Source organism: Sinorhizobium psoraleae (genome assembly GCF_013283645.1).
Taxonomy (GTDB): domain Bacteria; phylum Pseudomonadota; class Alphaproteobacteria; order Rhizobiales; family Rhizobiaceae; genus Sinorhizobium; species Sinorhizobium psoraleae.
The window spans coordinates 40,640-58,992 of record NZ_JABEKV010000014.1; the positions used below are offsets into that span (position 1 = coordinate 40,640).

At 59.6% G+C, this 18,353-nt stretch carries 18 protein-coding genes and 3 pseudogenes; 15 read left to right on the top strand and 6 right to left on the bottom strand.

Annotated features, from left to right (window positions below):
* Both ILFOPFJJ_RS32505 and ILFOPFJJ_RS32510 read left to right on the top strand, forming a co-directional pair.
* The coding region (locus ILFOPFJJ_RS32505) for a GNAT family N-acetyltransferase (RefSeq protein WP_173514561.1) at positions 1-362 on the top strand (362 nt) is incomplete at its 5' end.
* 75 nt (positions 363-437) lie between these two features.
* Positions 438-1,271, top strand: coding sequence for a universal stress protein (locus ILFOPFJJ_RS32510; protein WP_173514562.1), 834 nt, complete (start codon positions 438-440; stop codon positions 1,269-1,271).
* A gap of 60 nt (positions 1,272-1,331) precedes the next feature.
* On the opposite strand, the gene ILFOPFJJ_RS32515 is transcribed toward ILFOPFJJ_RS32510, so the two are convergent.
* A complete protein-coding gene (locus ILFOPFJJ_RS32515) occupies positions 1,332-1,787 on the bottom strand; it encodes a pyridoxamine 5'-phosphate oxidase family protein (RefSeq protein WP_173514563.1) in 456 nt (151 codons plus the stop codon).
* Between the two features lie 144 nt (positions 1,788-1,931).
* Between ILFOPFJJ_RS32515 and ILFOPFJJ_RS32520 the strand changes: the two genes are divergently transcribed.
* From ILFOPFJJ_RS32520 to ILFOPFJJ_RS32530, 3 genes are all read left to right on the top strand, one after another.
* Entirely contained in the window at positions 1,932-2,624 is a 693-nt protein-coding gene (locus ILFOPFJJ_RS32520; protein WP_173514564.1) for a BON domain-containing protein, read from the top strand.
* A 95-nt stretch (positions 2,625-2,719) separates the two neighbouring features.
* Entirely contained in the window at positions 2,720-3,115 is a 396-nt protein-coding gene (locus tag ILFOPFJJ_RS32525; protein WP_173514565.1) for a hypothetical protein, read from the top strand.
* Between the two features lie 126 nt (positions 3,116-3,241).
* Positions 3,242-5,881, top strand: a complete 2,640-nt coding sequence (locus ILFOPFJJ_RS32530; RefSeq protein ID WP_173514566.1) for a cation-translocating P-type ATPase — start codon at positions 3,242-3,244, stop codon at positions 5,879-5,881.
* Positions 5,882-5,908: 27 nt separating this feature from the next.
* Here the strand turns inward: ILFOPFJJ_RS32530 and ILFOPFJJ_RS32535 are convergent.
* Positions 5,909-6,714: pseudogene (locus ILFOPFJJ_RS32535) on the bottom strand (alcohol dehydrogenase catalytic domain-containing protein).
* 109 nt (positions 6,715-6,823) lie between these two features.
* Positions 6,824-7,666, bottom strand: coding sequence for a universal stress protein (locus ILFOPFJJ_RS32540; RefSeq protein ID WP_173514567.1), 843 nt, complete (start codon positions 7,664-7,666; stop codon positions 6,824-6,826).
* Positions 7,667-8,073: 407 nt separating this feature from the next.
* On the opposite strand from ILFOPFJJ_RS32540, the gene ILFOPFJJ_RS32545 reads away from it, so the two are divergent.
* From ILFOPFJJ_RS32545 to ILFOPFJJ_RS32570, 6 genes are all read left to right on the top strand, one after another.
* On the top strand, positions 8,074-10,398 hold the full coding sequence (locus ILFOPFJJ_RS32545; protein WP_173514568.1) for a heavy metal translocating P-type ATPase: 2,325 nt from the start codon (positions 8,074-8,076) through the stop codon (positions 10,396-10,398).
* 113 nt (positions 10,399-10,511) lie between these two features.
* Entirely contained in the window at positions 10,512-11,093 is a 582-nt protein-coding gene (locus ILFOPFJJ_RS32550) for an NAD(P)H-dependent oxidoreductase (RefSeq protein WP_173514569.1), read from the top strand.
* 123 nt (positions 11,094-11,216) lie between these two features.
* Positions 11,217-11,507 carry a hypothetical protein gene (locus ILFOPFJJ_RS32555; protein ID WP_173514570.1) on the top strand — a complete coding sequence of 97 codons (291 nt, stop codon included), beginning with the start codon at positions 11,217-11,219 and terminating at the stop codon, positions 11,505-11,507.
* A gap of 111 nt (positions 11,508-11,618) precedes the next feature.
* Positions 11,619-11,885 (top strand): c-type cytochrome, encoded by a 267-nt coding sequence (locus ILFOPFJJ_RS32560; protein WP_246299980.1) that lies wholly within the window; start codon positions 11,619-11,621, stop codon positions 11,883-11,885.
* A 53-nt stretch (positions 11,886-11,938) separates the two neighbouring features.
* The gene (locus tag ILFOPFJJ_RS32565; protein ID WP_173514571.1) at positions 11,939-12,370 is read left to right on the top strand and encodes a YeeE/YedE family protein; all 432 of its coding nucleotides are present in this window, start codon (positions 11,939-11,941) and stop codon (positions 12,368-12,370) included.
* Positions 12,367-12,807, top strand: a complete 441-nt coding sequence (locus ILFOPFJJ_RS32570) for a DUF6691 family protein (protein ID WP_173514572.1) — start codon at positions 12,367-12,369, stop codon at positions 12,805-12,807. The genes ILFOPFJJ_RS32565 and ILFOPFJJ_RS32570 overlap by 4 nt, the downstream gene beginning before the upstream one ends.
* A 516-nt stretch (positions 12,808-13,323) precedes the next feature.
* Here the strand turns inward: ILFOPFJJ_RS32570 and ILFOPFJJ_RS32575 are convergent.
* Entirely contained in the window at positions 13,324-14,313 is a 990-nt protein-coding gene (locus tag ILFOPFJJ_RS32575; RefSeq protein ID WP_173514573.1) for a diguanylate cyclase domain-containing protein, read from the bottom strand.
* A 686-nt stretch (positions 14,314-14,999) separates the two neighbouring features.
* On the opposite strand from ILFOPFJJ_RS32575, the pseudogene ILFOPFJJ_RS32580 reads away from it, so the two are divergent.
* From ILFOPFJJ_RS32580 to ILFOPFJJ_RS35715, 3 genes and pseudogenes are all read left to right on the top strand, one after another.
* A pseudogene (locus tag ILFOPFJJ_RS32580) lies at positions 15,000-15,826 on the top strand (GGDEF domain-containing protein).
* A gap of 347 nt (positions 15,827-16,173) precedes the next feature.
* Positions 16,174-16,413, top strand: coding sequence for an EF-hand domain-containing protein (locus ILFOPFJJ_RS32585; protein ID WP_173514574.1), 240 nt, complete (start codon positions 16,174-16,176; stop codon positions 16,411-16,413).
* Positions 16,414-16,448: 35 nt separating this feature from the next.
* Positions 16,449-16,571 carry a YbbN family protein gene (locus ILFOPFJJ_RS35715; protein ID WP_246299977.1) on the top strand — a complete coding sequence of 41 codons (123 nt, stop codon included), beginning with the start codon at positions 16,449-16,451 and terminating at the stop codon, positions 16,569-16,571.
* A 284-nt stretch (positions 16,572-16,855) separates the two neighbouring features.
* On the opposite strand, the gene ILFOPFJJ_RS32595 is transcribed toward ILFOPFJJ_RS35715, so the two are convergent.
* Together ILFOPFJJ_RS32595 and ILFOPFJJ_RS32600 are read right to left on the bottom strand one after the other, a co-directional pair.
* A complete protein-coding gene (locus ILFOPFJJ_RS32595) occupies positions 16,856-17,293 on the bottom strand; it encodes a hypothetical protein (protein WP_246299978.1) in 438 nt (145 codons plus the stop codon).
* 278 nt (positions 17,294-17,571) lie between these two features.
* Positions 17,572-17,786: pseudogene (locus ILFOPFJJ_RS32600) on the bottom strand (epoxide hydrolase N-terminal domain-containing protein); the annotation flags it as partial.
* A gap of 304 nt (positions 17,787-18,090) precedes the next feature.
* On the opposite strand from ILFOPFJJ_RS32600, the gene ILFOPFJJ_RS32605 reads away from it, so the two are divergent.
* Complete coding sequence (locus ILFOPFJJ_RS32605) at positions 18,091-18,339, top strand: hypothetical protein (RefSeq protein WP_173514576.1); 249 nt, start codon at positions 18,091-18,093, stop codon at positions 18,337-18,339.
* Positions 18,340-18,353: the final 14 nt, after the last annotated feature.

The window sequence follows — 18,353 nt, forward strand, 5'->3', positions numbered from 1 at the left end:
TGGTGAGGCTCACCCAGATTGACTACGAGCGCGAGATGGCCTTCGTCGCTCTCGATAGCGAAAGCGGCGAGCTTGCCGGAATTGCGAGGCTTTACGCGGATCCCGATCACGAGTCCGCGGAATATGGACTGCTGGTCAGAACCGACCTGCAGGGGCATGGTCTTGGCTGGGCTCTCCTCACGCATCTGGTGGAGTACGCTCTGGCCGACGGTCTGCACCGCATCGAAGGTCTCGTTCTGAATGATAATGCGAAGATGCTGAAAATGTGCAGGGAATTTGGATTTGTGATCGCGCCGCATCCGGCCGATCAAAGCCTGAGGATAGCAACATTAACACTTCGGTCCGAGGCAGGAGCTTCTTGAGCAGGATCAATGTAGCCGGCGGTAGCTGGCGTAGATTGCTCAAGGAACTGCCAATCGCCTTCGGAGGAGAAAGAAATGAGTTACAAGACAATTCTTCTGGTGATCGATGCCAACGAGCACGAGAATGATCTAACAGCGGCAGCGGACCTCAGCGCGGCTGCCAGTGCGCACCTTTCGGTTCTGCTGGTGAAGCTCGCCGCACCACCCCCGATCGGGAACTATGCGGCCATGTCGGTCGCCTGGTTAGACGAACGAGCCGAGGACATGAGGCAACTGGATGAGGCAATGGAGAGAGCCCGAGCCACGCTGAAGGGCCTCGGAATCTCATTCGATGCAAACGGCATCTACTGCGAGACCGCGTGGGCCGACGACGATGTTGGCACCCGCGCGCGGTACGCCGATGTGACATTAATCGGCGCGAGCTTGCAGGCCGATCCGTCATTGCGAAAACGTGCCGTCGACGGGGCCCTCTTCTATTCCGCGCGACCAGTTCTGCTCGCAACAAACCGCCAATCGGTCACCTTGCGTCCAAAAAAGGTTCTTCTCGCATGGAACTCGACCATGGAATCCGCGCGGGCGGCGCGGGAAGCACTGGAGCTGATGGAGAGCGCTGAGGAGGTGAACGTCGTGCTCGTCGATCCGAGCGCGGCTCCGGCGAGAAACGGCGACGAACCAGGTGCTGACGTTGCCACCTACCTCGCTCGCCACGGCGTCAACGTAACGGTCGATCGGCTTCCGAGTGCTGGACGCCGGGTGGAGGAGGTGCTGAACCAGCATGCAATTGATACCTCTGCCGATCTGATCGTCATGGGGGCGTACGGACACACACGTCTTCGAGAGAAAATCTTCGGCGGCGTTACCAAGGCGATGATCGAAGCGCCCATCGTACCGGTGTTGATGGTTCACTGAAGACTCTCCTGCGCATCGCAATAAAGGCGCCGCATAAAACGGCGCCTTTAGTATTTGGAGTCACGCCTCTCCTTCGTATGCGGCACGGCCGGTCATTTCGTCGATATCGACACAGAAGAAGACATGCGGCGAAGCGGCTGCTATCTCCGGTTTGCCCAGCTTCAGCCCGCCCGGCTCCCACCAGTTTGGCCGCGCCTGGAGAAGCGACCAGGCATGCAAGCACTCTTTGTGCGACTGCCCCTCAGGCGGCAGCTCCTGGTAACGGCCGAATACAAGGACGCTTTTCCACTGCCGCTCGTCTGAAAACTCTTCGACTTCAAGGCACACATGCGGGTTCTCGCGCATCCAGTCGATCTTCTGGCCGGGCATGGAAAAGCAGTAGAGGCATTTCCCCGTGAAGGCATAGGTGATGGGCACGACGTACGGCCTGCCGTCCCTGCAACACGCAAGGCGAGCCACGTGACCGGACTGAACCACGCTATTGCAGTCGTGGCGGGACATTTCTTTGACGAACATCGGTCTGTCCTTTCTGCCGTCCTCCAAATGTTCAGACTAACGTTCCGTCCCATGGTCTGCTTTGATGTGCCTCAATGACCGAGGGCCGCCTCGTGGCGATACTTGTTTCAGATTTTGCAGCGCTCTCGATCATGGAGAAGAACCATGGACAACGACGTTCGACTGCGCCAGGACATCCTGGACGAACTTGAGTATGAGCCCAGCATCGACGCCGCCAATATCGGCGTTGCCGTCGAGGACGGGATCGTCACGCTTACCGGGCACGTCCGCAGCTATGCGGAAAAACACGCCGCGGAACGTATCGCCGAACGTATGAAGGGCGTTCGAGCAATCGCGGAGGAGATCGACGTGCGCCTACCGGAGCACAAGAAAACCGCCGATGACGAAATTGCCCGCCGCGTTCTCAAAATTCTCGCCTGGGGAGCTGCGATTTCCGACCCTGAGGACATCCACGTCAAGGTCGAAAAAGGTTTCGTCACGCTTGAGGGCACCGTCGATTGGCATTTCCAGCGCTCTGCGGCCGAGAATTCCGTTCGCGTACTGACGGGCGTCACTGGCATCGACAACCAGCTCAGGATTCGCCCGAGAATGAATGTGCTCGATGTCAGACATGGCATCGGGGAAGCCCTGAAACGCAACGCGGAGACCGAAGCCGAAAACATCGACGTGGAGGTCTCGGGCAGTCACATCATATTGCACGGAAAAGTGCAGAGCTTGCGAGCACGCGTCATGGCAGAACGCGCTGCCTGGTCAGCTCCAGGCGTGACTGCCGTCGAAGACCACTTGAGGATCGAGGATGCGCGAGTCGCCTGGGTGCCTGAACGCGAGCGACCGTAACACCTAAATGCGCTGGAAACAGGCATGCGCCGGATCGACTGGTGTACAGCCGCCAGGTTCCCAGCCATCAAGCGGCGACATGAGGAGCTATATTTATGCACGGGACTAATTCGCACCCCACGCCTGCCTTCGGGTTTTGTTGGACATCGATACCGACCCCGCTCGAGGGTCCGAACGTCCTCTTCTCGCTCGGTCGTCTTCAGACCGACGCGCTTGGCGCAATGCTTCGCTGTCAGATCGAAGCGTTATCGTTCCTGAAGAGCCGCTGTGAGCAGGATCTGCAGTATCTGCAGGAAGTCTGGTCACCTGCTCACGTGAACGACTCATTCGATTTGTGGTGCAGCTTCTGGCAAGATGCCTTTCTCGACTACTCGAAGGAAGCAGGCCGAATGGCAGATATCGGCTCCAGCATTGCAGCCAAGGCGGCAAAGCGCGTGCATGGAGAAGAAAAGCTGTTCGCGGACAATCTCGCGGTCCAAAGGGTCGTTTAGCTGGGTGGCGCCACGGGGCGTCGGAAGCAACAACGCTTGAGAACAAGCGAGGCTCGCGTAACCGGGGCGCATTTCATGAACTCAGCAACGTTCGTTGACACTGCACCTCACGTTCAAGACCCTGCGATGTATGACGACCTCTCTGCTGGGCTTGGTCAGAAGGAGGCGGAGGTCCGGCTCACGCAATTTGGGCCGAATATGCTTCCCGAGCCACAGGCGTCCTCCCTATTCGCAACGTTCTTGCGCCAGTTTCGCAGTCCGCTGATTTATATCCTTCTGGCAGCGACGCTTGTGTCGCTCGCGCTGGGCGATGTACGCGACGCTCTGTTCATCGGAATCGTCCTCGTCGCGAACGGCATTATAGGCTGCATACAGGAGCACTCGGCCGGCAAGGCGGCCCTCGCGCTGCGCAAACTGGAGCAGCCGAAAGCGACCGTAGTCCGCGACGGACACGTGCAGGAGATCGACGCGCGGCTCCTGGTGCCGGGTGATCTGGTCCTGATCGAAGCCGGCGGCCGCGTGCCGGCGGATCTCCGGCTCCTGTCGGCGAGCGATCTTGTCTGCGATGAATCCCTGCTGACAGGGGAATCGGCACCGGTCCATAAAACCGCGGTGGATGTTGACGCCACCGCCGCGGTGAATGCCGGCCCCGTGGCGTTCGCGGGAACGCTCGTCACGCGCGGCCGGGGACGGGGATTTGTCATAGCGACGGGAGCGGCGACCGAGATCGGAAAAATTGCGACGGAGATCGGCAGGGCATCCGTTTCCAAGCCCCCATTGATGATCAGGATGGAACGCTTTTCGCAGTTCATCGCCTCGGTCGTCGCCGCAGCCGTAGTGCTTCTCATCCTAGTCGGAATCGCTCGCGCGATGGCGCCGAGTGATCTCTTCATGATGTCCGTTGGCCTGGCGGTGAGCGCGATCCCGGAAGGGCTGCCGATAGCGATCTCGGTCGCGCTGGCAATCAGCATGCGGCGTATGGCGAATGCACATGTCATCGTGCGGCGGATGCCGGCCGTGGAAGCGCTTGGATCCTGCACGATGATAGCCACCGACAAGACGGGCACCCTGACGCTCAACGAGCTGACCGTGACCGATATCCGCTTGCCGGACGGCACTGATATCGTCTGCGATACGGGTGCTGATCTGGATGCCTGCACGATTCGTGGCGATGGAACCCCTCCCGCAGAAGCGCGGGAACGGGCCATTGCCCTGTTAAAGGCCGCTTCGCTGCCCAATGAAGGATCGCTTACCCGACAAGACAACGGCTGGGCCGCCGTGGGCGATACGGTCGACATCGCACTGCTGGCAGCGGCGTACAAGGGAGGTCTGCCGCGCGACGAAATCGAGAATGACTATCCTCTCGTCGCCCGCATTCCTCACGAGCCGGACCTGAAATACGCCGCCTCATTTCACCGTCACGGCGACAGCATCCGCATCTTCGTCAAAGGTGCCGCAGAAACCCTGATCGACATGGCCGACAGGATGGACATGGATGGTCGCGCCGAGCCGATCGATCGGGAAGCCCTTGTCCGGCAAAAAGAAGAGATGGCCGCGCGCGGCCTTCGAGTGCTTGCCTTTGCGGAGGGCGAGACGGCGGTCGAGGCAGACGGAGGTTTTGGCCGGCACCTGCTCGTCGACCTCGTCTTCCTGGGGCTCGCCGGAATGCAGGATCCCGTGCGGGCTGAGGTACCGCAGGCAATTCGCGATTGCCACTCAGCAGGCCTGGACGTCGCGATGGTCACCGGCGACGATCCCAAGACCGCAGCGGCGATCGCCTCCCAGGCCGGTCTGATCTTCACCGAAGATCAGGTAGTCACCGGCGAAGCTGTACGCAGGGCTGAGGAAAACGGACAGGAAAGCCTCGACAGACTGACCCGCCAGGGCCGCATCTACGCACGTGTGGCTCCTTCGCAAAAACTGGCACTCGTCCTCTCGCTCGCGCGCAACGGCCACTTCGTCGCCGTCACGGGCGACGGCGTCAACGATGCGCCGGCGCTGAAGCACGCGCATATCGGCGTTGCGATGGGACGCAAGGGGACGGAGGTGGCGAAGGAAAGCGCCGATATCATCATCACCGATGACAACTTCGCTTCGATCGTCAGCGGAATCCGCGAGGGCCGGGTCGCCTATGCGAATATCCGCAAGGTCATTTTTATGCTCATGTCGACGGGCGCCGCAGAATTGCTGCTCTTTCTGCTGGCAATCCCTCTCGGCTTACCCATGCCTCTTCTTCCCGTGCAATTGCTCTGGCTCAACCTTGTAACCAACGGCATTCAGGACATTGCCCTTGCCGGTGAAAGTCCAGAAGGAGACGAACTTAGCCGCGCGCCGCGCAGACCGTCCGAACCGATTTTCGATCGGCTGATGATTCGGCGCATATGGCAGTCCACGCTCGTCATGGGAGCAGGCGGTTTCGCGATGTTCTATGTTCTGCTCGAGCAGGGCTACGGCGAGAGCGAAGCCCGCAATCTGCTGCTGTTGTTGTTCGTGCTTTTCGAGAACTTCCAGACGCTCGCCAGCCGCTCCGAGCGCAAGTCCGTCTTCCAACTTGGCTTTCTCGCCAACCCGCTTCTCCTTCTCTCAATCGCAGCGGCCCAGGGCCTTCATATCGCCGCGATGTACACTCCGATCCTCAGGGAGACGCTGCAAGTTTCACCGATCTCGTTCTCAGAGTGGGCGCTCCTGCTTGTAGCAGCATCGTCTGCCCTTCTGGTCGTGGAAATTGACAAGTGGCGGGCTCGTCGCACGGCTGGCGGGCAATGAAAATACGGCCCGCGCCGATGGAAAGCGTCATGGAGTGATCGCGACCTTGAGCACCCCGTCCCGCCGGTTTGCAAAAAGGTCGTATGCCTCCTCAATTTGGTCCAGCTTAAAGCGGTGAGTCACCAGAGGACGCGTGTCGACACGGCCGGATGCGATCACCTCCATCAACGTGGTCCGCGCCCATGCGGCGGGCCATCTCCATGCGGGCCGCGACGCTCTCAACCGCGATAATCGTCGGTGCGCCGATTAGACGCGCACCTGCTGTCGCTCGCAGGCCAATGAGGCCCTGGGCGAATACCGCCACCGCGTCGCCAGCGCGGACGGCACCGCTTTCCGCCCCGGAGAAGCCCGTCGACATGATATCGGGGCACATCAGCACCTGCTCGTCGGCCAGCCCGTCCGGCATTGGAGCCAGGTTGGCCATGGCGTCAGGCACGAGGATGTATTCGGCCTGCGAACCATCGATGGTGTTGCCAAACTTCCAGCCCCCATGCCTTTCCAGCCGTGTTTCGTGCCGGGGCCGTCCTGGGCATGGCAGCCGCACAGGGCCGCATTACTGTGGCCTGAGGTGCAGATTGCCCCGGCGATCACACGCTGACCCTCGCTGTATCCCCGCACGGCGGACCCGAGCTTCTCGATTACGCCCACCGGCTCGTGGCCTATCGTCAGGCCGCGTGCGACCGGGTACTCACTCAGGATGTGGACGTCGGTGCCGCGGATGTGGTGGTCGTGATCCGCACGAGCGCGTTGAGCGGACCGACGTCCGGGATCGGCTTCTCGTCAAGAACAATGCGACCAGGCGCGACGAAGACCGCGGTTTTCATCTTGGGCATGACGACCTCCTTCGGCGTGCGCTGTCAGCCTCAGCGGGACCAACAGGATCGGCACCGGCATGAGAGCCCAAATGCGCTCAGCCCCTGAACTGCAGGTCGGTCCCTCGAATCAGTATGCCATGAACAGGGGCACGGGGCTCTGTTTCAGAAGAGATTGCGTGACGCCACCGAATACCAGCTCACGCAGCCGCGAGTGAACATAGCCGCCCATCACAATCAAATCGGCATGGATCAGCGTTGCATGCTTACGCAGCGTCTCAGCAACGTCGCCATTCAGGACCGGTAGAGTCTGCCCCTTCACATGAACGCCATGGCGGCTGAGGTGTAGCGCAGCATCAGAACAGGTGGGTGTAGTGGGAAGATTCTTCTCCCCCGTTACGGCGACAACCTCTACGGCCTCTGCGGCCCGCAAGAACGGCAGAGCGTCGGCTGCCGCGCGGGCAGCCCGGCCGCTGCCATCCCAAGCTACGATAATTCGCTTGGCGCGGAATACATCCTGCGTGGCCGGAACCACGAGTAGCGGACGCCCGCTCTCCATCAGCAGGGCTTCGATCAGCCCCCGGTCGAGAGCGAGAGATTCGGATTCGGCGTCGACGATCGTGAGGTCATGCAGGCGGGCTTGCGTCCTGAAAACTGCGAGCAGCTCGGGATAGCTGAGATGCGGACTCTCGGTGGAGCAGGCAACACCCGCCGAGGAAGCCTCGGCCTCCGCAGCGCGGGCGGCAGCCTCGGCAAGGGAATGAAGGCGCTGGTTCTCTTCCCGGACGAGGCCGGCGACAACCTTGCTGACCCCGGCGCTCGACAGTGTGAGCTTAATCGAGACAGCCTGGATATTGGCATGAGCACCCGCCTGCTGCGCAAGAGAAATACCGTAGGCCAGCGCGGCCGAGGTTTCGTTAGGGCCGAATTCCTTCGTCAGGCCGATCAGTATGCTTTTGATGTTCTGGACCATGTCAATTCCTCCGGCCTGTGGTTCTAATGGAGACCTACCGAAAGAAATTAGGCGCGAACAGGAAGGCAGCAATTGATCTAACGCAATATTTCATACGGCGGAGGTTGCTTTGCGCGCTAACGGCGAGGATTCCAGCCCGCTTCCTCGATCTTGTTCGATGACGGCGAGCTTAATGATGCGCAGCCGCCGCTGTACCGTCATTTGTGATGAGGTGAATCCCCGGCGAGCAAAGCAGACGCGGCCCTATGTTGTAAGCTTGGGCTACGCTGGGAAGGGCTGCACCATTCTCGTTGCCATGCATTTCGCCTCAGCCGCCGTTTAATGTTTCCGTCGGAGAGTTTTTGCGCCGGATCAAGGTGACGATATTGTTCGTCAAATATCCTGCGCCAGATCTGCGGGAGGGCGCCTTGAGTGAGAGCCGACTCTTCGAGCATCTTTTCCAGGAGGGAGGGCTGGGCAAGCGCCTTCTCCTTGGCGTCATCGCTTTCGCCTTGCTCGTCGGCACAGCCACCTGGCTCGCGGGGCGGCCAGACCTCAGCGCCGCGTCTTGGGCTGCCGGCACCGCGATGATCCTTGCGAGCCTCCTGACCGAGATCGCGATCAGTCTCGGAAGGAAGCAGTTCGGGCTGGATCTCATCGCGGCGCTTGCTATGGGCGGCGCCCTTTTCCTTGGCGAATACCTCACCGGCAGCATCGTCGCACTGATGTACACGGGTGGCGAGGCGCTCGAGGATTTCGCTCAAAGGCGCGCACGCCGAGAACTGACAGCGCTGCTCAACCGGGTACCGCGCACCGCCCTGCGTTACGCGGATGGGCAGTTGCAGGAGGTTTCTATCGAAGAACTTAATCCTGGCGACCGAATCCTGATCCGCCGTGGCGAGGTCCTGCCGGTCGACGGAAACGTGATGGATGGCATCGCCGTGCTGGACGAGTCAGCCTTGACGGGCGAGGTAATGCCGATCCGGCGCCGGTCCGGCGAGCCAGTGACGAGCGGCACGACAAACGCCGGTGATGCCTTCAAAATGGTCTCCTCAAGCGCGGCGAGCGACAGCACCTATGCGGCAATCGTCAGGCTAGTGGAGGCGGCAAAAGCCGCGAAGGCGCCTATCGTTCGGCTTGCCGACCGTTATGCGCTGGGGTTTCTTGCGGTCACGCTGCTCCTCGCCGGCGGCGCCTGGGTCATAAGCGGGGAGCCGGTCCGCGCGCTCGCCGTGCTGGTCATTGCAACGCCGTGCCCGCTCATTCTCGCGGTCCCGGTGGCGATCATCGCCGGAGTTTCCCGTTGCGCCGGCAAGGGGGTGCTCGTGAAAGGCGGCGGCGCGCTAGAGATGCTTGCGTGCATGAAGACAGTGATCCTCGACAAAACAGGGACGATTACAGACGGCCGGGCCCACCTTATCGAGGTCAAGTCCCGCACCGATCTCGACCCTCTGGAGGTGCTGCGACTGGCGGCATCGCTGGATCAGGGCTCACATCATGTTATCGCCCGCGCGCTAGTCGCAGCGGCAAGAGAGCGGGGACTGAAACTTGTCGCGCCATCCGGATCCCGCGAAGCGGCGGGTTCCGGCGTGACCGGCAACATAGATGGCCACAAGATCGCAGTGGGCGGCTGGGACTTCATCACCAAAAGAATCGAAGAGACCGCCTTCTCGCGAGACATCCGGCAGTGGATCCGGAGGGATGGCATCGTCTCGGTGCTCGCTGCCATCGACGGGGTTCTCGCGGGCGCATTTCTCCTGACCGACGAGGTAAGGCCGGAGGTCGGCAACGTGCTCAGACAATTGCGGGAGGCCGGCGTCGAGCGGATAGTGCTTGCGACCGGCGATCGCACCGAACTCGCGGAGAGCCTCCAGTCCTTCCTGAGGCTGGACAACGTTGCCGCCGAATTGAAGCCGGAAGACAAAACCCGAATTGTGGAAGCGGAAAGAGCGGCAGGACCGGTCATGATGGTCGGCGATGGCGTCAACGACGCACCGGCACTCGCAGCAGCCGACGTCGGGGTAGCTATGGGCGCGCGCGGGGCTGCCGCCTCCTCCGAAGCGGCGGACGTGGTGATCCTGGTGGACCGGCTCGATCGCCTCGTCAGCGCCATACGCATCGCGCACCGCTCACGCGGCATAGCCCTCCAGAGCGTCTATATGGGTATGGCCTTGTCCGCCGCTGGCATGATTGCGGCCGCCTTTGGCTACCTGACGCCGGTTCAAGGCGCACTGCTACAGGAAGCGATCGACATCGTCGCCATCTTGAATGCGCTGCGCGCCCTGGGCGACCCCATGCGCGGCTGGGGGAAAACAACACGTTTGGAGCATGCGGAGCTCCTGAAGCTCGAAGCCGAGCATCGTGCCCTGATGGACGTTGTGGACGAGATACGCCATACAAGTGCGCGCATCCAGGACCTCCCCGACGATGAATTGCGCAAGCAGCTTGCGCAACTGGACGCCCTGCTGCGACAACGTCTTCTTCCGCACGAACGCCAGGATGATGAGGAAGTCTATCCCAGGCTGCGCAGGCAGGCGGGCGCGCCGGATGCTTTTGCCGGTATGAGCAGAACTCACATGGAGATCCAGCGTCAGGTCCACAACCTCACTTCGCTTCGACAAGCCTTTGGCGAACATGGGCCGAGCCCGGCACAGCGCTACGAGATCCAGCGCCTGCTGCACGGTCTGGAAGCTATCACTCGCCTCCACTTTGCCCAGGAGCTGGAAATCTATCGATCGCTCGAGCACGAGTAACGACGACACCGGCGGCCATCTCGTTGGACACGGCGAAGGCCAAATGCGCCCGCAACGCGGTCATGAGGGAAAGAGCTGGAAGGTACGCGTGGTGATTTTACGGAGCGCAGCAGATGACTAGCCACATTGCGATTGTCCAGGGCCATCCGGACCCGGCCAGGCACCACCTCCTGCACGCCATGGCTGACGCTTACGCCGAGGCCGCCACGGCAGCGGGACACGAGGTGCGCCGGATAGAAGTGGCCAAGCTCGAGTTTCCGCTGCTGCGGACGCAGGAGGATTTCGAGACCGGGGCATTCCCACCAGGCTTGGAGCAGGCTCGGGAGGACATGCGCTGGGCAGAGCACTGGGTCTTTCTGTTCCCCCTTTGGCATGGAACGATGCCGGCCCTGCTCAAGGGCTTTCTCGAGCACATCTTCAGGCCGGGCTTTGCGATGGAATACAAGAAGGGCGGCTTTCCGAAGCGGCTGCTTGCCGGGCGCTCCGCCCGCATAATCGTCACCATGGGCATGCCGGTGCTTCTTTACCGTTGGTACTTCGGCGCCTTTGGCGTTCGGAGTTTCGAGCACAGTATGTTGGGCCTCGCCGGAATCAAGCCTATCCGCGAGAGTTTCTACGGCCTCTCGTTTGCCGATGAGCAGAGGCGCTCTCGCTGGCTCGACGAGATGCGCGATTACGGCAGACGGGCACGGTGATTTTAACCTCCAACGGAGATCGACTTTGAGCTTGATCAAGGAGTTTCCGTGCGCGCAAGGCATAATGCTTGAGTGAACGCCGTTTTGGTTGGCTCGACTCGCACTCGTGCCGGGAGGACGAAAATGCCCTTGAAGCTGCTCAGTGGAATGATGAAGGCATCGGGAGACGAGGCGCTTCTGATCATGGAAAGAGACGTCGGAGGCGACGAGATCGTTCTTGTCACGAAGGAAGCCCTTCTCGATGTCGCCGATCCGCCGCTCTGCAACGAGTGTCGACTGCAGCAATACGTCACCGTCTTCAGCGACATCGCGTCCAAGAAATTCGATGGCAAGGAGCTCGCGCCCGACGGCCGCGTGGCAGTAACCGCGACTGATGTGTCTGTTTGGAAAGTCAATCACCCGGACGCGACTTGAGATCTATCATTGCAACCAAGCTGGTACGAGTTGCTGGTCACCCAACAGGACACGGCTACAATGAAGCGAATATGTGAACTGCAATGTGCTGGCACCGTTGCCCTCCTTCTGATGGTAACTGGCGAGAGCGCCGCGGCCGATCGCCTCCATGGCCGCGCCATCGCCGAACGCTGGTGCAGCGAGTGTCACGTCGTTGCACCTGGACAAGTTCGCGGCTCTGATACTGTTCCGACGCTCGCTCAGATTGGTGAATCGGAACGTTTTGACGAGAGAAGCCTTTCGGCATTCTTGGCTACGCCTCACCACTCCCGTATGCCGAATCTGTCCCTGACACGTGCCGAGATTGCCGATCTCGTTGCGTACATAAAGTCGAAATAACATAGTCGATCGTCGGGGATTGATGCCCGGACCGATAACGCAGTGTGAACGCAATGATCGAAACAAGTTATCTCTGGCCACTCACCGGCGGCCTCCTGATCGGCCTGTCGGCAGGCCTCTACCTTCTGCTGAACGGAAGGATAGCCGGCATTTCCGGTCTCGCGGCCGCCGCAGCCGGCTTGACCCATGACGGCGACAGCAAGTTGGGACTGGGTTTCCTCGCCGGCATCATTGGAGGCGCTGGGCTGGCGGCGGCCCTCATCCGCCAACCCGAGATCGTTATCACTTCTTCGCCGGCACTGCTGATTGCTGCCGGACTCATCGTTGGCTATGGCACCCGCCTCGGATCGGGTTGCACGAGCGGTCACGGTGTTTGCGGGCTTGCGCGGCTTTCGCCGCGTTCGATTGCCGCCACAGCAATCTTCATGGCCATTGCGGGCGCGACGGTCTTCGTTACCCGCCATCTCATTGGAGTCCAGCCATGACGGCCCGGCTGCTAGCAGCGATTGTCTGCGGGCTCATCTTCGGGGCGGGTCTGCTGATCTCCGACATGATCAATCCCGGACGTGTGCTGGCGTTCCTCGATTTCGCGGGTAGCTGGGACCCGTCGCTGGCCTTTGTCGTGGGCGGCGCGCTGATCCCTTCAGCCGTGGCTCACATCATCCGTGGTCGCCGCTCGGCGCCTTTTCTCGACGGCCGCTTCCATGTGCCAATGAACAGTGCAATCGATTGGAAACTGGTGACTGGCGCGGCCCTGTTCGGACTCGGCTGGGGGCTGGTGGGGTTCTGCCCCGGACCGGCCATCGCTGCATTGTCGACGGGGCGTTGGGAGGCCGTTCTGTTCGTTGTGGCCATGCTGGTCGGAATGTCGTTATACCGCTTATCACGTCGCCAGCGCCTTCCGGGCTACTCTGCAAATTGAAGTGTACTCCCTCGCGCACGGACGAAACGATTTTGAGACGATCTTAGGGCTGGTAAAGCCGCCCGCTGGAGCAAACCGTAGACACTGGCTGCTTATTTCCGGAGTCTACCCTGCGGTAAAGCCGGCGAACGTCTTGAGGAGCCAAAGCCGACAATATGCTGGTTCCGTGGACGCGACTGATTGCAAACGGAATTTGGAGCAGCCATCCAGGAGCCGAACGGAAGAGCATGGCGATCTCTTCAACTGGGAGATTTTTGCGCTCACTGGCCTACGCTTTGCAAGCGTTTGCAGTCTCGGCATCCATGTAAGGGTATGAGCCGGCCTCAGCGCGATTGACGCCGATGTTGAAAATGCAGTGAGCTTTAGAAGGGCCAGAAGGCGGAAAGATAGGTTGTGATAGAGGGTGGAGCACACCCCTGCCATGACATATAGCAGTGGCACTGCGGCTCGAGGCCTGCGATGGCGGCTGCATTAAACAGCAATTTCTTGCTTGGGCGCGCCGTCATATTGCTTGGACTACGACGGACTTATCCGGGATTTGCCTTGCAGTCGGGCGGCGACTAGTTTTTCCTGGACCTTTACAAGGTAATCATCAACTGACTTCACGTCTTGCCGATCAGCAAATATACCCACTGTAACACAGAGCAGGTCCAAGATATCGTTGCTCTTAGGGTTGAGCTTTGCGTTGATTGCGTCACAAATACGGTCGGCAATTGACTTCACAACATCCGCTGTAACACCTTCAAACAAAAGTGCAAACTGCTGAAATCCGACTCTCGCGAAGCTGTCGCTCTTCTTCACTGATCGCCGAACAATAAGGCAGAAGCGTCGGAGCACGCGTTCCGCGGCGCCCCGTCCGATTTCCGTGGTGACGGCGTTCAAAGCCCCCAGTTCTATCAACATCAGAACTGTGGCCGGCCGCGGTGTAGGATGTCCGAACACATCATTCAGTCTGGAGCGGAATGCAGCGTAGTTCGGCAAGCCAGTCACAGGATCCACTGTTTCAAGCGGTGGACTCCCCCCCAACTCGCGCCGCACCAACTCCAACGTGCGGTTAGTCTGCTGCAGCAAAGCGTGGTTTTTGCGCGCCGATCGGGTGAGCTCGGAAAGAGCGAGATGCACCGACCGAGAATTGGGGAGGTTAGGTGCGCTCACCTGCTGAGCAATCGAATGCAGTCTCGAAATGTCCCGCGTTGCAGCGGATAGAAGCCCGTCGACCGTTCTCTTTGATGTTTCCACGAAGCGAAGAAGCCTTCCTACGCTTTCGTCGTCCAGATTGCGATTTAATTCTTGGCTCGAGGGCGTGCGATCGATCCCGTCGGAAAGGCTTCCATTCAGTTTGACAAGCGCCTGCAATAGAGTCGGCCGCTCTCGGGATATTTCCCGAAGCAGCAGCGAACAACTATCGGCTGTCGCTTCAATGCCCGACCGCTGCATCGCCTTCACCAGGACATCCAATACCTGGAGCTCTTCCCCGGCCGGATCAGCAACGGGCATCAATTGCATGTTCTTATACTCTACAAGGTTACGTCATTGGGTCACCGTCTCCGGCTAATATACTCTGCGCCAAGGAGATTAATTTTCCTTGAGCAACCTTCGAAGCTTCACCGGAGAATGGAATCCTTAGTCCTTGGCAACTTTTGAAAACTCAGCACCTGTCGCGAATAGGAACGACGTTGTCAGCGCTTTAACACGCGTTGACCGGTCCCGCGCTGATCTGCCCCGCCTGCCTGTGTTCGGTGAGATTTGAACCCATCTGCAGTGATCAACTCACCTGCCTGCGGCTTCTGCATTGGTCGCAAAGAAGACCTCACACAGACCACGCGGGATCACAATGTTTCACCGGTTCAATCTTCTCCCAACCCGGCTGTATGGTGGCATCTGCGAAGACATCATTTCGACTTTCGGAGCACAGAAGGAGAATGTTTCCCACTCGTCGGCTCGGGCGAACGAATATCCGTCGAGCATCGTAGCATGCGACCGGACCGCAGCAGTGATACCAGTCGCGATCAAGAGCGTGAACTGAATGTGATCACTGCGATGCCCATGGCGCCCCATGGCAGTTTTCTCGATTGAAGATAGTAAATCTCACGCCAGCCCATCACTCGGCATTAACTAAGACCGTCTAAAGTTGGGGTCATGACTAAGGACATCAGGCGACTGTTGTACTATTCGAATCCTCCCCTGTTCTCGTGGCCGCCTACGATGAGTTTGACCGCCTTCGTTACGCGAACGAGGCGTTTCGGTCGGCCTATTTCATAGGCGCCGCTTGGGGCCGATCTGATGCGGCGAAATTTTCATGCGCAATGCGCCGTCATCCACGCGGCCAACTTCGAAGAGTGGCTGATTTCCACCCAGTCCCGGCGTGGGAAGGTCGGCTTCGGAGCCTTGAAATCGATCTTGCCGACGGGCGCTGGCTCTGGATGACCGAGACAGTCCAGAAAGACGGGTGGATGCTGCTTTGTGTAGGCACCGATGTTGCCGGCCTGAAAGCCAAAACACGCCCGGTCCGTCAGCACCGGGATCTCGCGATATTGGCTTCCTATGCCGACGAACTGACCCGGGGCTGCCAATCGCCGTGTCGTGACCGAGGACATGTTGCGGCCGCAGCGGGCCGATGAACTTTTTTACGGCTGCCTGGGCGTTCTCGACATAGACCGGTTCAAGTGCATCAACGACCAATACGGGCACCAGATCGGCGACCTGGTTACGAGAGATTTCGCCAGGAGGATTCACGGCCTGGTGCGGCGCACTGACTGCTTCGGACGTATTGGCGGAGAGGAATTCGTGCTCACTCTTCCTAGCACATCTGTCGAGCAGGCAGAATTGATCGTCGCACGGATGCTAGCATCCGTGCAGCAAGTCCAGGCCGCTTCCGGGGCATCCGGACTTCCGATACACATTCTCGGCGGGCATTGCGAACGCCCAGTCGGGGGATACGGCCATCAGCCTTTATGCCCACGAGGACCGCGCCCTTTACATGGCTGACCGCCCAATTAGAGCGCATGAGCGCTGGTGAGCGCGGCCTTGGCTGGCGCGAGGACGCGAGACGCATTTCGTTGCGCGCTGCACACAGACACGAGCCGCTCACGAACCAACAGGCTACACTTTTTGAGATCCGAAAGCCGTGACGCCTCTGGCGCCGCGCTTGTGGCGCCGGTCAGGATGCCTTTTCGATGAATGAGTGCTCTCCGCTCAGTTCGCATTCTATTTTTCCCGCCTTGGGAGCAGTTTCAAAGTGGGCTACCAAGTTTGACGCCGGGGACCCTTCGGCCGCCGACCCCGATGGGGCTTCTCCTACCCATCCCGCTGCCGGGGATGGTCGCGTCTCTCCGGACGAGGCTTTAATGAATCACGGCAAAGGCGATGCAGGAGCGCAAGAAGATCCGGTTCGCTGAAATGGACCGCGACAAGAGCGGCAAGATCAGCAAGGCTGAGTTCATGGCTGCCGGCATGGTTCGCGTCGAAGCGGCCGATACCGACAGGGATGGCGGGTTACGCCTTGGGAATTCGCGCCCAGCACAGGAGTTGATCTTCATATGCGACGCCGCCAACGGAGATGTACACGCGTCAGATCAGTCGCAGCGACATTCCCGTTCTTGTTGATGTCTGGGCGCTCTTGGTGCGGGCGCTGCCGGGTGATGGCCCCTGCTTATGCGGAAGCTGCGAAAATACTGGAGCCGGGCCTACGCGTGGTGAAGTTCAATTCTGAGGAGCATCAACAGATGGCCGCGAGCTTGGTATCCGAGGCATCCCGACCTTGATCCTGTTCCACGGCTGTCGGGAGCTTGCGCGGAGATCAGGCGCTATGGATGCGCCAGTGTCAACTGAACCCGCGCTCACTCACATAACGCGCACAATCAAATTCCCGCACAAACTTAGCATATTCGAGGTCTTGCATGCCAAAAGAAAGATCACACGATACCACAGCCGGGGCGAATCACGAGGCGATATTGGACTTGGATGAGGAGCGGCCATTTCAACCTCGCCGCCACATCCGTTCAACAACTAAGCGAACAAGAGCCCAATGCCTCTGTGCCTAGCAGGCCTAAGCGGGACGTAACCCCGCACGTTTGATCCATCTGGAAAGCGTCAAACCGTCTCTAAGGTTCAGGCCCATCAAAGTTAGATTCGTGCCTCCCGCGATGAGTTCGATCGCCTGGACGATGTAAAACGTCGTATCTAACTGACCTGTCGAGGCGCGGTTCGCGAGAAAGAACGCGCAGGGCACCAGCACGAGAATGCCATTGAGAGCGATAATGGGCATTCGAAATTTTTTGGAGCGAACAAGCGCCGATTTAGCCTTTCCCGCCAGTCTGAAGCCGGTTCCGCCCACTGTGACCATCGACGGGATCAGAATCAACATTCCCCAGAGAATGCCATTTTTGACAGCCGCAACTAGAACTTGATTGCCGGATAATTCCGACAGCACCGTCGAGATCCAGAACGCTAAAATCGTTATGAACCCCACGATCCCAGCACTCATGTGAACTCGTCGAATTGCCAAGTATCGTGACATCGCCTAGCCTCCACCTCAATCAAGGCACAGTGTGGCGGTATCCAAGGATGAGTGCCTTGATCACTATCAAATGCTTGACTGCGTCGGGCCAGACGGCCTTCTAACAACAAAGCGACTTGCACCCGGGCAAAAATTGCCGCGCTTTGGAACTTGGGATCCGATTACGTTAGTACTTATTACCGGTGTCGCGATCGAACGCTGATTTCCAGCCCACCTCCCGTCTATATTTGCCAGCTATATAGTTCTTATCGGCCTCGCTGGCGGGTAAACTCATCGTGCGCCGTAATGTCGGTGAGAGGCTCGATTAACTTCATCTGCTCGATGATCGACCGTGGCCAGCCATGCGAAATGATGATTGGCAGCGCGTTTTCATGCTTGGAACGAACATGAATAAAGTGAAAAGGCCGTCGATTGCGGTCAGGAAATTCGGATAAGAGTTGATCTTCGTCTCGATTTTGCGCCAGTCGTATTGGCGCTAAGCCGCCAGCGGCGATCACCGAAAGCACACCAACCGCAAGCGGCAGGAACGCCTCAGAGGCGACGGCGGTGCGCCGGTCCGCGGCTCGGACAGCCCCTTCACTGGTGCCGTTTTCACGACCCGAAGCGGGCCTGAGGGATCGAGCTGCGTAACTCGGGCACGGCTTGCAGGAGTTGTCCGGACACTTGGCCAAGCACCCGGGTGAGACACGGGAGGAACAAAGCTGCGGCGGAAGGATTGGGTAAACAAGCGGCGGTTGTCGGAGCTCTTGCAAGGAGTGGCGACCATGTTCCTGCTCGCCAAGGACACAGTCAAATTTGCCGTGCTCGTCGGCCTTTCCGCGATCTTCATCGATGCTGTCATCGCCCACGGGCTCTTTTGGGACAACGATCCCTACTGGACCTACTGGATAACAAAATCCTTTTTGATCACCAGCGTCTTCCTGTTTGGCACGGCCTTTCTCGGCATCGGCATCCGTCCGGGTCTGATCCTCACCGCGGTGCACACCGCAATTCTGGAAATCTACTACCAGTAGCTAGCCCCTGTGGG